The sequence below is a fragment of the Mucilaginibacter sp. UYNi724 genome, from assembly GCF_054057495.1.
In genome coordinates this window covers 59,961-76,411 of the sequence record NZ_JBSRZI010000006.1, presented here as the reverse complement: position 1 = coordinate 76,411, position 16,451 = coordinate 59,961, and the positions used below count along the sequence as shown (strand labels likewise).

The 16,451-nt window shown below is 43.9% G+C and carries 17 protein-coding genes; 4 read left to right on the top strand and 13 right to left on the bottom strand.

Translation table 11 applies throughout. The features are described from left to right. Positions 1 to 61: 61 nt before the first annotated feature. From argH to ACVW0P_RS10585, 8 genes are all read right to left on the bottom strand, one after another. Positions 62 to 1,396, bottom strand: a complete 1,335-nt coding sequence (gene argH / locus ACVW0P_RS10620; RefSeq protein WP_457132070.1) for an argininosuccinate lyase — start codon at positions 1,394 to 1,396, stop codon at positions 62 to 64. A 45-nt stretch (positions 1,397 to 1,441) separates the two neighbouring features. After that, positions 1,442 to 1,792 (bottom strand): four helix bundle protein, encoded by a 351-nt coding sequence (locus ACVW0P_RS10615; RefSeq protein WP_457132069.1) that lies wholly within the window; start codon positions 1,790 to 1,792, stop codon positions 1,442 to 1,444. A gap of 30 nt (positions 1,793 to 1,822) precedes the next feature. Further along, a complete protein-coding gene (locus ACVW0P_RS10610) occupies positions 1,823 to 2,890 on the bottom strand; it encodes a M20 family metallo-hydrolase (protein ID WP_457132068.1) in 1,068 nt (355 codons plus the stop codon). A gap of 95 nt (positions 2,891 to 2,985) precedes the next feature. Beyond that, positions 2,986 to 3,342, bottom strand: coding sequence for a single-stranded DNA-binding protein (locus ACVW0P_RS10605; protein WP_457132067.1), 357 nt, complete (start codon positions 3,340 to 3,342; stop codon positions 2,986 to 2,988). A 103-nt stretch (positions 3,343 to 3,445) separates the two neighbouring features. Continuing rightward, positions 3,446 to 3,814 (bottom strand): response regulator, encoded by a 369-nt coding sequence (locus ACVW0P_RS10600; protein WP_354431268.1) that lies wholly within the window; start codon positions 3,812 to 3,814, stop codon positions 3,446 to 3,448. Positions 3,815 to 3,972: 158 nt separating this feature from the next. Beyond that, positions 3,973 to 4,626 (bottom strand): response regulator, encoded by a 654-nt coding sequence (locus tag ACVW0P_RS10595; protein ID WP_457132066.1) that lies wholly within the window; start codon positions 4,624 to 4,626, stop codon positions 3,973 to 3,975. A 129-nt stretch (positions 4,627 to 4,755) separates the two neighbouring features. Continuing rightward, positions 4,756 to 6,006 carry a DUF2130 domain-containing protein gene (locus ACVW0P_RS10590; protein ID WP_457132065.1) on the bottom strand — a complete coding sequence of 417 codons (1,251 nt, stop codon included), beginning with the start codon at positions 6,004 to 6,006 and terminating at the stop codon, positions 4,756 to 4,758. Positions 6,007 to 6,134: 128 nt separating this feature from the next. Continuing rightward, positions 6,135 to 7,787, bottom strand: coding sequence for a gliding motility protein RemB (locus ACVW0P_RS10585; RefSeq protein WP_457132064.1), 1,653 nt, complete (start codon positions 7,785 to 7,787; stop codon positions 6,135 to 6,137). 120 nt (positions 7,788 to 7,907) lie between these two features. On the opposite strand from ACVW0P_RS10585, the gene ACVW0P_RS10580 reads away from it, so the two are divergent. Further along, positions 7,908 to 11,003 carry a DUF2723 domain-containing protein gene (locus ACVW0P_RS10580; protein ID WP_457132063.1) on the top strand — a complete coding sequence of 1,032 codons (3,096 nt, stop codon included), beginning with the start codon at positions 7,908 to 7,910 and terminating at the stop codon, positions 11,001 to 11,003. 77 nt (positions 11,004 to 11,080) lie between these two features. Here the strand turns inward: ACVW0P_RS10580 and ACVW0P_RS10575 are convergent, their stop codons facing one another. The 3 genes from ACVW0P_RS10575 to ACVW0P_RS10565 all read right to left on the bottom strand — a co-directional run bounded on the left by ACVW0P_RS10575 (position 11,081) and on the right by ACVW0P_RS10565 (position 13,173). Next, entirely contained in the window at positions 11,081 to 11,515 is a 435-nt protein-coding gene (locus tag ACVW0P_RS10575) for a lipocalin-like domain-containing protein (RefSeq protein ID WP_457132062.1), read from the bottom strand. Positions 11,516 to 11,618: 103 nt separating this feature from the next. Then, a complete protein-coding gene (locus tag ACVW0P_RS10570) occupies positions 11,619 to 12,110 on the bottom strand; it encodes an isoprenylcysteine carboxyl methyltransferase family protein (protein WP_457132061.1) in 492 nt (163 codons plus the stop codon). 4 nt (positions 12,111 to 12,114) lie between these two features. Continuing rightward, on the bottom strand, positions 12,115 to 13,173 hold the full coding sequence (locus tag ACVW0P_RS10565) for a type III polyketide synthase (RefSeq protein WP_457132060.1): 1,059 nt from the start codon (positions 13,171 to 13,173) through the stop codon (positions 12,115 to 12,117). Between the two features lie 127 nt (positions 13,174 to 13,300). Here ACVW0P_RS10565 and ACVW0P_RS10560 point away from each other — a divergent pair, with 127 nt between their 5' ends. The 3 genes from ACVW0P_RS10560 to ACVW0P_RS10550 all read left to right on the top strand — a co-directional run bounded on the left by ACVW0P_RS10560 (position 13,301) and on the right by ACVW0P_RS10550 (position 15,089). After that, entirely contained in the window at positions 13,301 to 14,077 is a 777-nt protein-coding gene (locus tag ACVW0P_RS10560; RefSeq protein WP_457132059.1) for a DNA-formamidopyrimidine glycosylase family protein, read from the top strand. Between the two features lie 212 nt (positions 14,078 to 14,289). Next, positions 14,290 to 14,766 (top strand): ferritin-like domain-containing protein, encoded by a 477-nt coding sequence (locus ACVW0P_RS10555; RefSeq protein ID WP_457132058.1) that lies wholly within the window; start codon positions 14,290 to 14,292, stop codon positions 14,764 to 14,766. Between the two features lie 2 nt (positions 14,767 to 14,768). Then, positions 14,769 to 15,089, top strand: coding sequence for a hypothetical protein (locus tag ACVW0P_RS10550; protein ID WP_457132057.1), 321 nt, complete (start codon positions 14,769 to 14,771; stop codon positions 15,087 to 15,089). Positions 15,090 to 15,202: 113 nt separating this feature from the next. Here ACVW0P_RS10550 and ACVW0P_RS10545 read toward each other — a convergent pair whose 3' ends face one another. Then, complete coding sequence (locus ACVW0P_RS10545) at positions 15,203 to 15,592, bottom strand: hypothetical protein (RefSeq protein ID WP_457132056.1); 390 nt, start codon at positions 15,590 to 15,592, stop codon at positions 15,203 to 15,205. Positions 15,593 to 15,632: 40 nt separating this feature from the next. Then, positions 15,633 to 16,265 (bottom strand): HAD family hydrolase, encoded by a 633-nt coding sequence (locus tag ACVW0P_RS10540; RefSeq protein WP_457132055.1) that lies wholly within the window; start codon positions 16,263 to 16,265, stop codon positions 15,633 to 15,635. Positions 16,266 to 16,451 lie beyond the last annotated feature (186 nt).

The following is a 16,451-nucleotide window of genomic DNA, read 5'->3' as shown; positions in this document are numbered from 1 at the left end:
GACGCTGATTTTTTATTCGTCAAGATGAAATATTTTCGACTTTATACTTTCAACTCAAAACTTACTTAACCAACCAACTAATCGCGTCCTCAACCTTTTTAAAGTCGAAACTACTTATCACTTTGTCCATGGCTTCGGTTATCTCTTTGTTTTGCAGGTTGCCTATGCTGCCTTCGTGGGTATGGTTAACAGTTTTATCGGGGTTAAAGTTGCCGGCCTCAATATCCAGCCCTATCTGCTTGTATGCATCACGAAACGGTGTGCCATTCAGCACAGACTTGTTTACCTCTTCCACGCTAAACAGGTAGGTGTATTTAGGGTCGTCGAGTATATTTTTATTTACGCTGATGTTCTGCAGCATAAAGGTTGCCATTTGCAGGCAGTCTATCAAATCGGTAAAAGCCGGGAACAGCAATTCTTTCAGCAGTTGCAGTTCGCGGTGGTAACCCGATGGCAGGTTAGTAGTCATCAGGGCAATATCGTTTGGCAGGGCTTGCAGGCGGTTACATTTGCCGCGCATTATCTCCCAAACATCCGGATTCTTTTTATGCGGCATAATGCTGCTGCCCGTGGTCAGATTTTCCGGGTAGCTCACAAACGCGAAGTTCTGGCTCAGGTATAAACATTGGTCCATTGCCATTTTGGCTAAGGTTGCGGCTATAGATGATAAAGCCTGCGCTATAACGCGCTCGGTTTTACCACGGCCCATTTGCGCGTACACCACGTTGTGGTTCAGGCTTTCGAAACCAAGCAGGTTGGTGGTCATCGTCCTGTTGAGCGGGAACGACGAACCATAGCCGGCAGCAGAGCCTAATGGATTTTTATTAGTGATCTTCCATGCGGCTAAAACCATTTCCAGGTCGTCAACCAATCCCTCCGCGTAAGCGCCAAACCACAACCCGAAGGACGATGGCATAGCTACCTGCAGGTGCGTATAACCCGGTAAAAGCACCTCTTTATGTTGTTCGCTTAACTGGATCAACTGGCGAAAAAGAGTATCGGTTTCGGCAACTACCTGTTGCAGCTGGTGGCGGAAGAATAGTTTCAGATCTACCAGCACCTGGTCGTTACGGGAACGGCCGCTGTGGATTTTTTTGCCGGCCTCGCCAATGCGGCGGGTAAGCAGCATCTCTACCTGCGAATGCACATCCTCCACATCCGGTTCAATCTCGAAGTTATTGTTCTCTATCTCCGTGTAAATGGCTTTCAATTCCTGCTGCACCAGTAAAAGGTCGGCGGCATCCATCAGGCCTATAGACTCGAGCATTTTGGTATGGGCAAGCGAACCAAGCACATCAAAAGCAGCCATTTGCCTGTCCAACTCGCGGTCGCGGCCAACAGTAAAATTTTCTACCAGCTTATCAACGTTTGTGGTCTTCTGCCAAAGTTTACTCATTTGATTTATGATTTTAGATTTACGATCTTAGATTTAACCGTAATTTCAATTCCCACGTGATGTGTTTATTGAAGATACAATAATAGAAAGAAGTTCATTGCCTTCCCTGTATATAGGGGTAATTTTTTCTTTTAGCTCAGGATTGATTTCTACCAACAGTTCAAGAAAAAACATGCTTTCATCAAGTTCCTCTTCAACAATTTTAAGTTTATTAATAAAATCAGCTTTAGATTTAGCGCGACAAGCTGCCCGGTAATTGGCACCTGTTGAACTTGCACTCCTGCATAATTGGTCACAATAGTTCCTGTTTACAACGTTGATAGGGATGCTTAAAACCAACCTTGCATTTGCAATGGAGTATTGCTTAGTTCGTTGCAGCATTTCTTGCTTAGTCATTACACAAATCTAAAATCGTATATCGTAAATCTAAAATAAAATTCTGTTCAGCATTTCGATATACAACTCTATCCCCTCGCCTATTTCTTCTACGTAAATAAACTCGTCGGCCATGTGTGAGCGGGCGGAATCACCAGGGCCAATTTTGATAGATGAGATATCCAGCAGGGATTGATCTGACGTGGTGGGCGAACCGTAGGTTTTGCGGCCAAAGGAGATTCCCGACTGAACGAACGGATGATTTTTATCTATCGATGATGGCTTTAGGCGGATGCTGCGGGGTTTTACTTCACAGGTTACGTGTTGCCGGATGATCTCCAACACTTCCTCATTGCGGTAGGCATCAGTTACCCTAACATCCACCGTAAAAGTGCAAGTGGCGGGCACCACGTTATGCTGCGAACCGGCGTTGATAATGGTTACCGACATTTTTATCGGCCCAAATACTTCAGATTCCTTTGGGAATTTAAAGTTGCGGAACCACTCTATATCGGCAAGAGCTTTGTATATGGCGTTGTCACCCTCCTCGCGGGCGGCGTGGCCTGCTTTACCATAAGCCGTGCAATCCAATACCATCAGGCCGCGTTCGGCAATGGCAAGGTCCATCAAGGTGGGTTCGCCTACTATGCCGAAACTCAGTTCGCCAAGGTCGGGAATAATCAGTTCCAACCCGTTTACGCCCGAGATCTCTTCTTCGGCGGTGGTGGCTAAACAAAAGTTGTATTTAAGGTTTTCCCGCTCGTGGTAATAAAGGAACACCGCTATCAGCGATACCAAGCAACCGCCGGCATCGTTACTGCCCAGGCCAAACAGTTTGCCGTCTTCGATCTTAGCGTCGTAAGGGTCGCGGGTGTAGCCACTGTTAGGTTTAACGGTATCATGGTGTGAGTTGAGCAGAATGGTTGGCTTGGCGGCATCAAAGTGCTTGTTCCATGCCCAGATGTTATGAAGCTTGCGGTGCGTTTTAACGCCGTGTGTTTGTAAGGTTTGATCTATCAGATCGGCGGTGCGGTCTTCTTCTTTACTGAAAGATTGTATCGAGATCAATTGCTGTAGCAGTTGTAATGCCAGTTGCGATAATGCTGATATATCGGCCATAAGTATTGCGGATGTTTACACAAATTTGAATGGCAAAAGTAATGCTTTTGGTGTAAGGTAGCAAAAGGCAATGGTTAGACAGTGCCCTGGCGATGTTAAGCTATTGCAGGTGCGGTTATAAATCTTATAACCTCTATCTTGCTTGCAAATACTTCCAGGTTATAACGCTTAATATTTCGCTCGTCAAATACAGCTGTGGTGTGAATCCTTCCTTCCACGTATATCGTTTGGCCTTCTTGCAACTGCAAGTCTTCCTGGTTTACCAGTTTTTCAGCGATCTTTATTTTATGAAATTCCTGGTGTTCGGCCAAGTCCCCCCCTTTTTTGATAGCCTCTTTAGTTACTATGGTTACACAAAGGTAGTTTTGGTTTTTATCTGTCTTGTTTAAAAAAGGGTCGCCGGTTATTTCGCCAAACAGTAATACTTTGTTAATTCCGGAGTTGCTAAGCATTCATTATCCCTTCGCTAAGTTGTACCAAGCAAATTTTAGGTTTCAAAAAAATAACCCGTATAGTATAAATACCTATTTAAGCATAGTATTTATACGTATTTCATTAATTAATATTTAAGGAATATCGGTCTACCTTATCCAGCAAATCGTTCATATCAAAAGGTTTGGCAATGAAAGTATCGCAGCCGTAATATCCTAAAGAATCGATCACTTTTGGGTAGGCCGATACAATAATTACGGGCAGGTAACAGGTAGCGGGATTTTCTTTTACCTGGTGGCAAAGTTCGCCGCCGTTAATTTCGTTCAGCAAATAATCTATCAATAACAAATGGGGGTTGAACGCTATAATATCATTGAAGATATTGGGGGTTGATGGTAATGCAACCACCTCGAACCCGCTATACTCCAGGATCTCCCGCATTACATTAAGTACGCCGGGGTCGTTATCAATAATAAGAATGCGTTTGCTCATTTATAAGTTATTCAAATAGCTATACTAATTGGAATTACAAATTTGCGTGAAAGAATAAGCCGACACTACAGTATTAATACGGATAATATAAGTGTAAATACGTATTTATTATCCTAAAATGAAATATATTGGCTTTCATTTAAATTTAAGTAAAAAAATTATCCGATAATTCTATTTAGAACGGCATATCTCACTAAAGCGGCAGTGTTTTTTGTACCGGTTTTCTCTATAAGGCTTTGGCGGTGGCTTTCGATGGTGCGTTTGCTGGTGAATAGCTTATCTGCGATCTCCTGGTTGGTAAACCCCTGCGCTATCAGCGCTAAAACTTCTATCTCCCGGTGCGATATATCGGTATTGTCAACATCAACCTTAGAGTTATTGATGTGGGTTTTAATAAGCTTATCTAAAAGGGCTAATGCTACCTCGTTACATACGTAGCGCTCGGTATGCTTATAAATATGGTTAAGGCCAAATATAAACTCGTCAGCATCAATACTTTTTAACAGATACCCGCTGGCACCGGCTTTAAAAGCATCCATAATAACGCGCTCATCGCTTATGCGCGATAGTATTACCACTTTAATAGCCGGATATAACAGTTTAATTTGCCTGGTAAGCTCAACGCCGCCCATTTCGGCCATATTGATGGCAGATATAATTATATCAACTACACAGCCTTCTTTTAGCAATTCTAACACAGCTTCGCCGTTATTTACCTCGGCAATAACTTCAATGGCTTGCTCATTGTCCAAAAGGGATTTAATGCCGTTACGCACAACATTATGACCTTCGGCCAGTAATATTTTAATCATTAACAAATACTAAGTAGTAGTGTGATAAAAAGTACCGGGAAGTGTAATGGAGTAGCTGTAAAAACTAAATTTACATATAAAGGTTGGTATTAACCGTTATTATTTTTGAGGGTAATGGTTAACAGTAAGCTAATCAAGCAGTAAAGGTTCATCATCGTCATCAAGGCTTAGCTGTATCACATCGTTACCCGCTATCCCCTCTATTGAACCTTTGATACCGGCGGCATTTAACAGAACTTTATCCAGTTGTTTCTCGCGCGATTTCCACATCCTTTCCATCGCATCACGTTCTTTAACAATTGACAGGCGCATACTCATGTAACCCTCACGAATGGCTTTCCACTGCTCAGAAAAATCACTGCTGGTAAGGTAATCATACAACAGGTGCATTTTATCGCCTTTGTTATCCTGAGCCTTAGCCATATTAGCCAGCTTGATGACCCCATCGCGCAGTATATATGATACTGCCTTTAACTCATCAAAGCTACAGACCCATACGCCGTCTTTTTCGCCAAAGCAATCCATGCCCTTGGGGTAGCATTGGGTTACGATAACGGCTACGTCAACACCCTGCGCGCGCATATCCTTTTTAAGCTTATCTATCCAGTCTCCGCCGAACGCGTTGGTGCGTTTGCTTTCGTAGATGATACGGCCGCATTCTTGCCCAAACTGGTTGCGTACGGTTTGCACACAATCTGCACCGCGCACCCCCTTGCCCACCTCGCTGATCACATCAAACGGGAAATAGCTGCGCAACTGTTCTTCTAATATCAACTCCTGCACTTCGCCCTGTAACTGCATGGAACCTTGCTCGGCCTTGCGTTTCATCTCTTCGGCAAGTTTCTTTTGGTCGTCCAGCTGCTTTTCAAGCTCTTTAACTTTTAGCTGGTACTCAGTATCTTTTATGTTGTGCTTTTCATTCTCCTGCTTGCGGATCTGTTCGCCTATTTCGGCACGCTGCTCCTGCAATTTGCGCTGCAGGGCAATTTCCATTTCTTCTTCCTTTTGTTGGAGGGATTGCTCGCGCTGTAAAAACTCCAGTTCTTTCTGGCGCGATACCTTTAGTTTTTCGGCTGTACTGGTTATCGACTCCTGCAACACCTTCATTTCGTTCTCAAAGTCGCTCGCGATAGATTTGCGCAGATTTTCTTCCAGCGTCAATTGCAGGGCTTTTTTTTCATCTACAAGGCGCAGGTCAAAGGCTTCCTGCTGCTTTTTTTCGCGGGTATTGAAATCCGCTTCTTTTTTTTGAAATTCTTCTTCTTTTTGGCGGGTATAATCCTGCATCTTCAGCCTTAACTGCTGCTTGTATTCTTCGGCCATAACTTCCTCAATAGGGAAACCATGTCCGCAGCTTGGGCACTTAACTTCTGTAGCCATAATAATTATTGAATATCAAAGATAGGGAAAAAGCCTCTCCCCGCCCTCTCCTTCGGAGAGGTTCTAAAAAAATCTTAAGCCCCGCCGTCCCGATAGCTATCGGGACGACGGGGCCTGGGTGGGGCTAATTAAAAATCATGGTATAAATTCCTGAAGCTGCTTCTTAATCCAAATGAAATTATGGTAGCGTTTTTAGTTGCCAACAAATTTGATTCGCGGCGGTAAATGCCGTTAAGCTCCAAACGCATATTATATTTAGGGTTAACCATAAATGATACGGTACCCTCGGCATAGTAAAGGTTAGTACTTATGCCCTGGCCCACCGTATTGCTGTTAAGGGTTGGCACAAATGGCTTGGTAAGGTCCTTACCATTGTTTTGGCCCGCTGCATCAAGGCGATATTTAGCGTACATCAACTGCCCCTGAAAATCAAACCTGCCGGCGGTATAATTAACTATGGCATTTAGCTCCCTGAAATTAGCACCAAATGGGTCAGTTATTGATTGTGCGTAATAGGTGTATGCGCTTATAACGCTGGTATTGGTATAGGTGTAAGGTTTAACCGTATTATACTCAAACAAGTAGTTTAGATCCTTTACCCCAAAAATATCCGCACCGCGGATGCCCAGCTGAAAGCCATTGGTATTATCGGTGTTGTTGCTTTGAAAAAAGTTGTCGGCTTTAAACTTGTCAAAAATTGCCTGGCCGTAAATGGCGGTCTTGTCAAATATTTTATACTTACCGGTAAAACCAACCAATGCATTACCCGGCTGCGACGACGGGCCTAAGCTACTTGCAAACAATATTGGGTTAACAAAATTTATGTCGAAACCGCGGCGATTGCCGTTGTCATCAGCTTCGGGTACAATGTAGGCGTTAAAAAAGCCCAGCGACAAGCTGTTGGTTACGCTCCAGTCTACATAATGAAACAGGCCCCACTTGCGGCGGTTGCTCCCAAAGGTATCAAACTTTGGCTGGTTGGCATCCTGCATATACGTCCACATAGCCATGTACTGCACCCGGCCAATATTTGTTGTTACGCGTAACAATGGCGCAGTTGCACCATAATCTGACAATAGCAGCGAACGGTAACCGTCGCCAATAAAAGTTTTATCCTGCCCTAAAGTGATATTAACATATTTTGAAGGTGTGTACGATAAAATCGCGGTAGCGTACGAATAATCGCGGTAGCTTTTATTTGGTGAGCGGTCATAAGCCTGACCGGGCACAAAATCTATTGTTTTTACAAAAGCTGTATAGTAGTTAGGAAAAGCGGCTTGGTTTTCGTAAGCACTGGTGTAAAATGAAAACTTTGTGCCGATGGTACCGCCAAACTGAAACCCTCTGGTGTTTAGCCCAATGCGCGAATTTGGCCCAAATCCTATTGGTTTAAAGCTTACAGGGTTAGTGGTTTTGTCGTTAAAATCGTGCCCGAAGGTGTTTTCTAAAAGGATGTCGCCGTAAAAGGTGTAATCTTTTGCCTTAACATCTATTAAATGTTCGTTAAATATTTTACGCAGGAACCAGTTTTTGCGGCTGCTGTCGACCCCGCGGTTCATGACCTGTTCATAACGGCCTTGTAGTGTACTATCTATTAAAAAAGGCCGCAGCGAAGTATGCATGCTGTTGCCTTTTGAGTAAACATCTGCATTAAACTTTTGATACAGCTGGTACGATTGCGGTAAATAAACCGACTGCGCCATAACTTTAATAACAGATAAAAACATGATGCAGAACAGTAAAGCAACCTTACCTGCCAGCTTAGTATAGTTTTTTTGCATACGCAACAAAATAAGTGTTATTTATTTATATTCTAAAACGTTAAATTCAGCCTTACCCAAACCTTATCCATCGGAAAGGGCAGGGAGAGGCTCAAACAGTTAATTTCTGTTAAATTATGGTTGCCTATATGCTATTATACCGACAAGCTGCAAAAAATACTGATATTTGCCACGCTTAAATATACCCGTTACAGGATGCAATACAATAAAATTAATAACCTTTTTGGCTGGCTTTGCTTTGTTATCGCTTCAGCAACCTACATCTTAACATTAGAGCCATCAGTAAGTTTTTGGGATTGTGGCGAATTTATTTCCTGCGCTTACCGGCTGCAGGTATCGCACCAGCCGGGTTACCCTTTGTTTGCCATGCTGGGCAAAGTTTTTTCGTTGCTGTCATTTGGCGATAACACCAAAGTGCCCTACTTCACCAATATGGGGTCGGCTATTGCAAGCGGGGCATCGGTTATGTTTTTATTTTGGACAATAACCGCCATTGCCAAAAAGTTGCTTGCCGGCCGCGAAAAAACCTTTGGCGATGCGCGGACCACCGTTATTATGGGCGCAGGCCTTGTTGGCGCGCTGGCCTTTACTTATACCGATACCTTCTGGTTCTCGGCTGTAGAAACTATCGTGTTCGCGCTGTCACAGCTTTGCATCGCTGTTGTATTTTGGGCTATATTAAAATGGGACGCCCATGCAGATGAGCCAGGTGCCGATAAATGGATCATTTTTATCGCTTACGTTATGGGGCTTTCTATCGGTATCCACCTGTTAAACCTGTTAACTATCCCGGCTATCGCGCTGGTGTATTATTTCCGCAGATATAAAAATGTGACCACTAAAAGCGCATTTATAACCTTTTTTATTAGCATTGCCATACTTGGTTTTGTACAATACGGCATCAGGGGATATACCATACAATTCGCCGCGTTTTTTGATCTGTTTTTTGTGAATAGCCTTGGCCTTGGTTTCGGCAGCGGCGCGCTGTTCTTCTTTGTGCTTATTATCGCCGCTATTGTTTTCGGTATCATGTACAGCATCCGTAAAAACAAACCAACCTTAAACCTGGTGTTCTTGTGTATCGCGTTCATCTATTTTGGGTACGGTTCATTCGCTTATATCCCTATCAGGGCAACGGCCAATACCAACCTAAATAACTCGCACCCGGATAATGCTTTTACCCTTTACGGATACCTAAACCGCATCCAATACGGCGAAAACCCGCTATTAAGCGGCCCTTACTTTGATGCGCAAATAACCGACCAGCATGAGGGCGGCACCATTTACCGCAAGGGTGCCACCAAATATGAAATTGCAGGCAAGCGGACCACTTACGATTATGACCATACCGGCCTTTTGCCGCGTATGTACAGCACCGACCCAAGCGATGTTCAATTTTATCGCGGCTGGCTGCAGTTGCCTGATAGTGAAAAACCATCCTTTACAGATAATATTAAATGGATGGCCAGCTGGCAGGTTTACCAGATGTATTTCCGTTACTTTTTATGGAATTACGTAGGCCGCTATAATGACCAGGACGGCCAGCAAAGTACCGAAAGCATCGACGGCAACTGGACCAGCGGGATCTTTGACGGCAGCAGGCACCTGCCAAAATCTGTAGTAGACAGCCCTACTTATACCCCGCTGTACGCCCTGCCGTTTATTTTGGGTGTGATAGGCCTGGTTTACCATTTTGAACGTAAAAAGAAAGATGCATTGATAGTTGCCCTGCTATGGTTTTTTACAGGATTGGCGGTGGTGCTTTATGTGAACCAACCAAGCGTACAGCCGCGCGAGCGCGATTACTCGTACGTGGGCTCGTTCTACGCCTTTGCCATTTGGATAGGCCTTGGCGTTATTGCCATTGCTGATGGCATTAGCCGCAAGGTTAATGCACGCACAGCCGCCTACATGGCTACGGGCATTTGTTTACTGGTTGCGCCGGTGCTAATGGCCTTTAAAGAATGGCCCGGCCATGACCGCTCTACCAAGATGACCCCGCACGATATGGCGTACAACTACCTTATCTCCTGCCCGCCAAACGCCATTTTGTTTACCTATGGCGATAACGACACCTATTCGCTTTGGTACGATCAGGAGGTAGAAGGCATCCGCCCGGATGTGCGCATTGTAAACCTAAGCCTGTTTAGCGGCGACTGGTACATCCGCCAGATGCAGAAAAAAATGAACAACTCTGAGCCATTGCCTATCACCATGCCTTATGATAAGTATAAGGACGGCGTACGCGATGTGATCTATTACAGCGATAGCAAGATAAACGGCCCGGTAGAACTTAAAGAAGTTTTTGATTTCCTGACGTCTGACGATAAGAACGTGCAGGGCCAAAACCAGGCCGGCCAAAGCGCTAATTACCTGCCTACAAAAAACTTCAAGATCACCATTAACGCCGATGATGTGATGAAGAACAAAGTAGTAACGCCCGATCAAAAAAGCCAGCTGGCTACCAGTATGGATTGGAAATACACATCAAACTATGTAACTAAAGATAACCTTGCCCTGCTGGATATTTTGGCCCATAACAATTGGAAAAGGCCTATTTGCTTTACCACTACTATTGGCAACAGCAACCTGATAGGTTTACAGCCGTATTTATATAAAGAGGGCTTTACGTACCGCTTGTTACCACTTAAGGCCGATACCGCCAACCACGACCAGCTGAGCAAAACCAACAGCCTGGTAATGTATGATAATATGATGAACAAGTTTAAATACGGCAAGTTTAAAACGGCTAAGTACCTCGATCATGAGTCTACCAATATGTTTTACCCCGTAATGCTTACCACATTTTTAGACCTGGCGCAAAACCTGGTGAAAGAAGGGCACCCGGATATGGCACTTAAAGTATTGCATAAATGCGATGACGAACTGCCCGAGGACCTGTACCCATACATAGATGTTACCGCCCGTAAAATGTTCCTGGCGCAAATAGCTTACAAGTTAGGTGATGCCAAACTGGGCAACAAATTTGTAGCCAACGTAGATAAGTTTTTGGTAGACCAGCTTGATTATAACTACTACCTGCTAAAAGACGATGCCAACCGCGTAAACAGCCGCGATGTGCAGATAGGCCTGCAAGTGCTTAACGGCATGAGCGGTTACGCCAAAACCGCCAATCAAACGGCTGTTAGCAACAAACTGGAAGCACAGCTAAAAGATTACGAAAGCAAGTTTGCACCGCTGTTGGGACAAAATTAAAAAAGTAAAAAATCAAAATTAAAAAGCCCTCCCGACATATCGTCGGGAGGGCTTTTTAACGCGGTTATGTTTAATAACTACGGGTGTACGTAAAGTACGGTATCTTTCATATCGCCGTTAATAACTTTAAGGCGTGTTGGTGATGACTCCAATACAGCATCCTTACGTACCGAGCCATCCTCTTTGGTAAAATCAATATTTTTACCATCTGCAGATAACGCCCATTTACCGGCTTTGGTGCCTTGCTGACTAACTGCTTCGTAAGTATGGTCTGCTTTAATATTTAACCTTACACCTTTTACTACGCTTGCTATCATTTCCTTTTGCTCGTTGATCTGGTCTTCAACGGCAGGATTGGCTTCAACGGCTTTCGCAATTACTGCTTTCACCACTTTGTTCACATTCGCGTCATCAATTTTCCATGAACCAACCAAGTCTTTCTCTGATGTAGCGATGGTAAATGCAGACAGCAAAATGGTGGCTGCTACTGCGGTTAATACTTTTAGTTTCATATTTTTTAGTTTGTGTTTAATTTGGATAGCTTCTTTACTGCTTTGTTACACAAACATATCGAATATTTTTCGTGGTGGTTAACTATTTTATAACGAAAGCAATCTACATCGCCAAAACATCGTTCTCTTTTCTGATGCGTACGTACAGCATCGCGGCATTCAACAATGTAAATATAACCGCGGTATAATACAGCCCAAAGGCCAGTGGGATAATGGCTATCTCCAATATCACAATGATGTAATTGGGGTGCTTAATGTATTTGTAGATGCCCGTTGCAACAGGGCGTGTGCCGGGCACTTTGTAAATTTTGGTGTTCCAGTAATGCCCCAGGGTTGATATCACAATCACCTTAATAATAATAAGTACAAAAAACAAAATGATCAGCGGGTAACTAACAATGCTATCGTCGCGCCAAAGGTATTCTGCAATAATACAGATGATAAACAGCGTGTGCATGCTAACCATAAATGGGTAATGTTCCTTACCGTATTCGACAGCACCATTTTTTAGTAGCCATTTTTCATTTTTGGATGATACGTACAACTCGGCCAGGCGCTGAAAGATCAGGAATAACATAAATAAAATAAATATCATCGGCTTAGTTTTTCATATCCAATAAAACCATTTCGCTGCTAAAGCCGGGGCCCATGGCCAGCATCAACCCGTAGCCATCGGCAAAGCCTGTTTCCATAAAACGTTCCAATACGTATAGCACGGTAACGCTGCTCATGTTGCCATTATCGTTCATTACCTCGCGGGTGTTCTTCAAAAAATCCCCCTCAATTTGCAAGGTATCAACATAAGCCTCCAAAACCTTTTTACCACCCGGGTGGAAGATAAAATTTTTAATATCGCCTAACTGCAAACCATGTTTCTGTAAAAAATCCTCAATATCTGCACTGATATTGGTATGGATAAACGTGGGGATATCTTTCGAGAAAACAACCTTAAAACCATCCTCTCTAAAATCCCAGCCCATCACCTCCAGCGAGTCGTAGTACAATTTGCTGCTTGCTGCCTTTATCTGCAATTGTTGCTTTGGCTGCCCATGGTTATCACCTTTAATAATGCAGGCCACCACCCCATCAGAAAATAAGCTTGAACCTATAAAATTACTCTTACTATAATCGCTTTTGATGAGCGTAAGCGAACATAGTTCTACTGCCACCAACAGCACCACCGCATCCGGATTGGCCTTTGCAGCCTGGTTAGCCTTAGCCATGCCGGCCACCCCGCCTGCGCAACCTAAACCCCAAACGGGCGTGCGGTTTATATGCGGGTTTAAATGCATCTGGTTAATGATCATAGCGTCTATACTTGGCGTAGCAAGGCCTGTGGTGGAGATAAATATAATATCGGTAATATCCGCCTTGTCAATATGTGCTTTGGTAATTACATCCTCAATAGCCTGCACCGAATATTGCAGGGATAGCCTGATATACTCGTCGTTGCGCTCTTTAAAGGTGGTGGTTTCCGCGTAGTAGCTAAGAGGTTTTACAAAGTTGCGGGTAACAATTCCGGTGTTATCAAAAGCGGGCATCAGCCTATCGGCCTGAGGGAAATCTTTACTGAACATTTCACGCGCCTGTGCCTTTACGTCCTGCTGGTCGGTTTTATCCGGGAGATCAATTTTAGAAACTGCTGCTATATATGGCATTTTTATACTTGGTTATTAAAGCCTTATAACAGATACGTTATAAATACAGCTTTGGTTGACAACTTTTAATAATGGCTATTGTTTTAATTACCAACAAGCTTAAATTCGTAAACCAAAAAACACCGCCATGCCCGAACTACCCGATCTGCAAGTCTTTAGCCATAACCTCGATAAAAAACTTGGCGGTAAAACCGTTAAAGAAGTTACCGTACATAAAGCGCCAAAGCTAAATGTTACCCACCAGGAGTTGCAAGACACCTTGCACGGCCAAAAACTATCGTCGGTTTACCGCGATGGCAAGGAACTGTTTTTTAAATTTAGCAAAGGCGATGTGCTTGGTTTGCACCTGATGCTGCATGGCAAACTGTTTTTATTTGAAGGCAAAAGCGAGAATAAATACCCAATCATCGAACTTTTATTTACCGATGATACCGGGCTGGTGCTAACCGATTTTCAGGGGATAGCCGCCCCTACCCTAAATTCTGAGCCCAAACCCGCACCCGACGCTTTATCGCCCGATGCCGGCGCCGAATACCTGAAGGGCATCCTTGCCAAAAAGAAAACCAATATTAAAACCGTACTGCTGGACCAAAAGATCATCCGCGGTATTGGTAATGCTTACGCGGATGAGATCCTGTGGGACGCGCGCATTTCGCCATTCTCGGTAAGTAACAAGATCCCTGCTGATAAGGTTAAGGACTTGATAAAATCCATCCACGAGGTGCTGAAGAACGCCGAGAAAGAGATCATCAAAGCCAACCCTGACATCATTGCCGGGGAGATCCGCGATTTTATGCTGATCCATAACGCCAAGAAAAAGCACAGCCCCAAAGGTGCGCCGATACTGATCGATGAAAAATCACGTAAGACGTATTATACGGAAGAGCAGGAGTTGTTTGAGTAGTAGTAGCCTTACCTGCCAAAATAGTTTGTCATCCTGAGCGATAGCGAAGGAACTACTATTGAACTAATGCAATCGCGAAGTGCATGGCGGCGAATAGATGCTTCACTACGTTCAGCGTGACAATTTCCATTTATTGCACCCTTTTATATTTTCTATAAACTTAAAACATTTAACTTCCACAATATGTTGACGAAGTATAAACATTTACTAACATGGGAACATTACAACACGTACAACACCAGATCTCGGCACTGAACGATCTGATCAAAATAAATAACGACCGCGTTGCAGGGTATCAAAAAGCCATTGAGGGGTCGGAAGATGCATCGTTAAAAACCGTTTTTGAAGGCTATGCCGACCAAAGCCGCGGTTACGTAAACGAACTTAACGACTACATACACCTGTTGGGCGGCTCGCCAACCGATGGCACCACTTTATCTGGCAAATTCTATCACGCCTGGATGGATGTAAAATCGGCATTCGCGAAAAAAGATAGCCACTCGATATTATCAGATTGCGAATATGGCGAGGACGTGGCCAAAAGCGCCTACCGCAAGGCAATGGATGATAAGGAACTTTTTTGGGAAGATGAAAAAGTAGTAAACCTGCTTACTAACCACATTAATGGCTTAAAAATAGCGCACGATGCCATTAAAGCCTTACGCGATACTTACAAGCAAGTAGCCTAATCATGGATAGCCCCAATCAGGATTTTTTGAAAGATTACAAGCCCCTGCACGTACCGCATAAGTACGATGCGGGCGCTTCGTTACAAGATAACGTGGTATTTGCCCTTGCACATTTAGAGTATGCTACCGCCCCGCAGGTAGCTGCAAAAATGGATGAGTTTGAACCAAAGACAAACAAAACTACCCACCTGCAACAAACGCGCGAAGTGTTAGAAGGCCTATTTAAAAAAGGTTTGATAAAAGGCGATGATGAGGCAGAAAGGCAATATAACCTGAGCAAGATCCTAACCCAAAATTCGGGAAAAGCCGATCCTTTGTTTTAATAAGTGCGTCAACAAACGTGTGCTAATACGGCTACCTCGTAGAGGTTATGCTTTGTAAAAAATAATAAACAATTCTTTTGCTCCGTAGGTGCAACACCGCCAAAGGGTAGTCCCTAAGGCGCTACTGGTGCAACCGGCGTTACCGACATTACACTATCCACTACAAAACTGCTAACACCCCGCCACGGTAGCGTGTGGATATACTCTTTGTAATGCACCTCCAGCATGGCGCCCGCACTGTGGTTAAGTTTATCAGCCACCCTTTCGTCGGTAACCGAAAACATAAATTCGTTTGACGAGATATTGCCCTGCGTTTGGCTGCGAATGCCGCTTTGAATCAGCCTGCCCTCGTAGGTTTTAAACATATAGCCTTTTTTAACAAAATAATTCATGGTGCCGGCCTTGGTGCCTTCGCCAAAAACAAAGTAATAGCGGTAGTAACACACGCCGATTATTACCACTGCCAAAACCAAAAATATGATTGTTAAAACGCGACCCTTCATGATGGATAAATTTGTTATGTAAAGCTAACGTATCGGCCGCTTATAAGTTTACAAAATAATTTACCAGCGATGTAAAATCATCGAACTTAAGGTCGTAGTCCTCTGTAGTGCCAAAACCGTAGCTTACAAACACAAACGGTATGCCCGCCAGGCGGCTTTGCTGCCCGTCGCCTTCGGTATCGCCAATGTAAACAGGGGTTTTTAACCCGTGCTTATCCATAAGCAATTTTATATTATGGTTTTTGGGCATAAAGTTAACGCCGTGGGCCAGTTCGTCTTTTATCAGATGGTCTATCCCTGCCCAGTCTATAAACTGGCGAATGATGCCCTTAGCGCAGTTACTGAGAATGAATAGCGGATATTTTTCGGCTAATAATTTCAAGCCATCTATAACACCATCGTATAAGATGCCACCCTTTTCGGTAATCAAATTATGGCGCCGGCCGTTCACTAGGCCGTATATCTCTACCCGTTTATCGTGGTCAAACTCGGGCATCAAAATTTCGATCACCTTTTTGCCCTCCATCCCTACCATACCGGCCAACACATCGCGTGTGATGGTCTTGCCTATCCCCAATTCGGCGAAAACGACGTTCCAGGAGTGGGCATAGGTGTCAACGGCATCCCAAAGGGTGCCGTCCATATCAAAAATAAGGCTGTCGGGTTTTTGCATGGGGTGAAATTAGTAAAGATTAGCCTGAAGAACACAATTAATAATATCGAATAATGAATTTCGAATGTTAAATATCGAAGTGGTTAGCTTCATCATTCTAAATTCAACATTCGGTGTTCGCTATTTTCCGAGTCTATCCATTCTTGACAATAATCACCGCCCCACATAACAAGCTATTATTGGAAA

Bases quoted from the DNA above. Each gene is read 5' to 3' on its own strand.
- argH (WP_457132070.1), bottom strand. From the start codon at position 1,396: ATGAGTAAACTTTGGCAGAAGACCACAAACGTTGATAAGCTGGTAGAA.
- ACVW0P_RS10615 (WP_457132069.1), bottom strand. From the start codon at position 1,792: ATGACTAAGCAAGAAATGCTGCAACGAACTAAGCAATACTCCATTGCA.
- ACVW0P_RS10610 (WP_457132068.1), bottom strand. From the start codon at position 2,890: ATGGCCGATATATCAGCATTATCGCAACTGGCATTACAACTGCTACAG.
- ACVW0P_RS10605 (WP_457132067.1), bottom strand. From the start codon at position 3,342: ATGCTTAGCAACTCCGGAATTAACAAAGTATTACTGTTTGGCGAAATA.
- ACVW0P_RS10600 (WP_354431268.1), bottom strand. From the start codon at position 3,814: ATGAGCAAACGCATTCTTATTATTGATAACGACCCCGGCGTACTTAAT.
- ACVW0P_RS10595 (WP_457132066.1), bottom strand. From the start codon at position 4,626: ATGATTAAAATATTACTGGCCGAAGGTCATAATGTTGTGCGTAACGGC.
- ACVW0P_RS10590 (WP_457132065.1), bottom strand. From the start codon at position 6,006: ATGGCTACAGAAGTTAAGTGCCCAAGCTGCGGACATGGTTTCCCTATT.
- ACVW0P_RS10585 (WP_457132064.1), bottom strand. From the start codon at position 7,787: ATGCAAAAAAACTATACTAAGCTGGCAGGTAAGGTTGCTTTACTGTTC.
- ACVW0P_RS10575 (WP_457132062.1), bottom strand. From the start codon at position 11,515: ATGAAACTAAAAGTATTAACCGCAGTAGCAGCCACCATTTTGCTGTCT.
- ACVW0P_RS10570 (WP_457132061.1), bottom strand. From the start codon at position 12,110: ATGATATTTATTTTATTTATGTTATTCCTGATCTTTCAGCGCCTGGCC.
- ACVW0P_RS10565 (WP_457132060.1), bottom strand. From the start codon at position 13,173: ATGCCATATATAGCAGCAGTTTCTAAAATTGATCTCCCGGATAAAACC.
- ACVW0P_RS10560 (WP_457132059.1), top strand. From the start codon at position 13,301: ATGCCCGAACTACCCGATCTGCAAGTCTTTAGCCATAACCTCGATAAA.
- ACVW0P_RS10555 (WP_457132058.1), top strand. From the start codon at position 14,290: ATGGGAACATTACAACACGTACAACACCAGATCTCGGCACTGAACGAT.
- ACVW0P_RS10550 (WP_457132057.1), top strand. From the start codon at position 14,769: ATGGATAGCCCCAATCAGGATTTTTTGAAAGATTACAAGCCCCTGCAC.
- ACVW0P_RS10545 (WP_457132056.1), bottom strand. From the start codon at position 15,592: ATGAAGGGTCGCGTTTTAACAATCATATTTTTGGTTTTGGCAGTGGTA.
- ACVW0P_RS10540 (WP_457132055.1), bottom strand. From the start codon at position 16,265: ATGCAAAAACCCGACAGCCTTATTTTTGATATGGACGGCACCCTTTGG.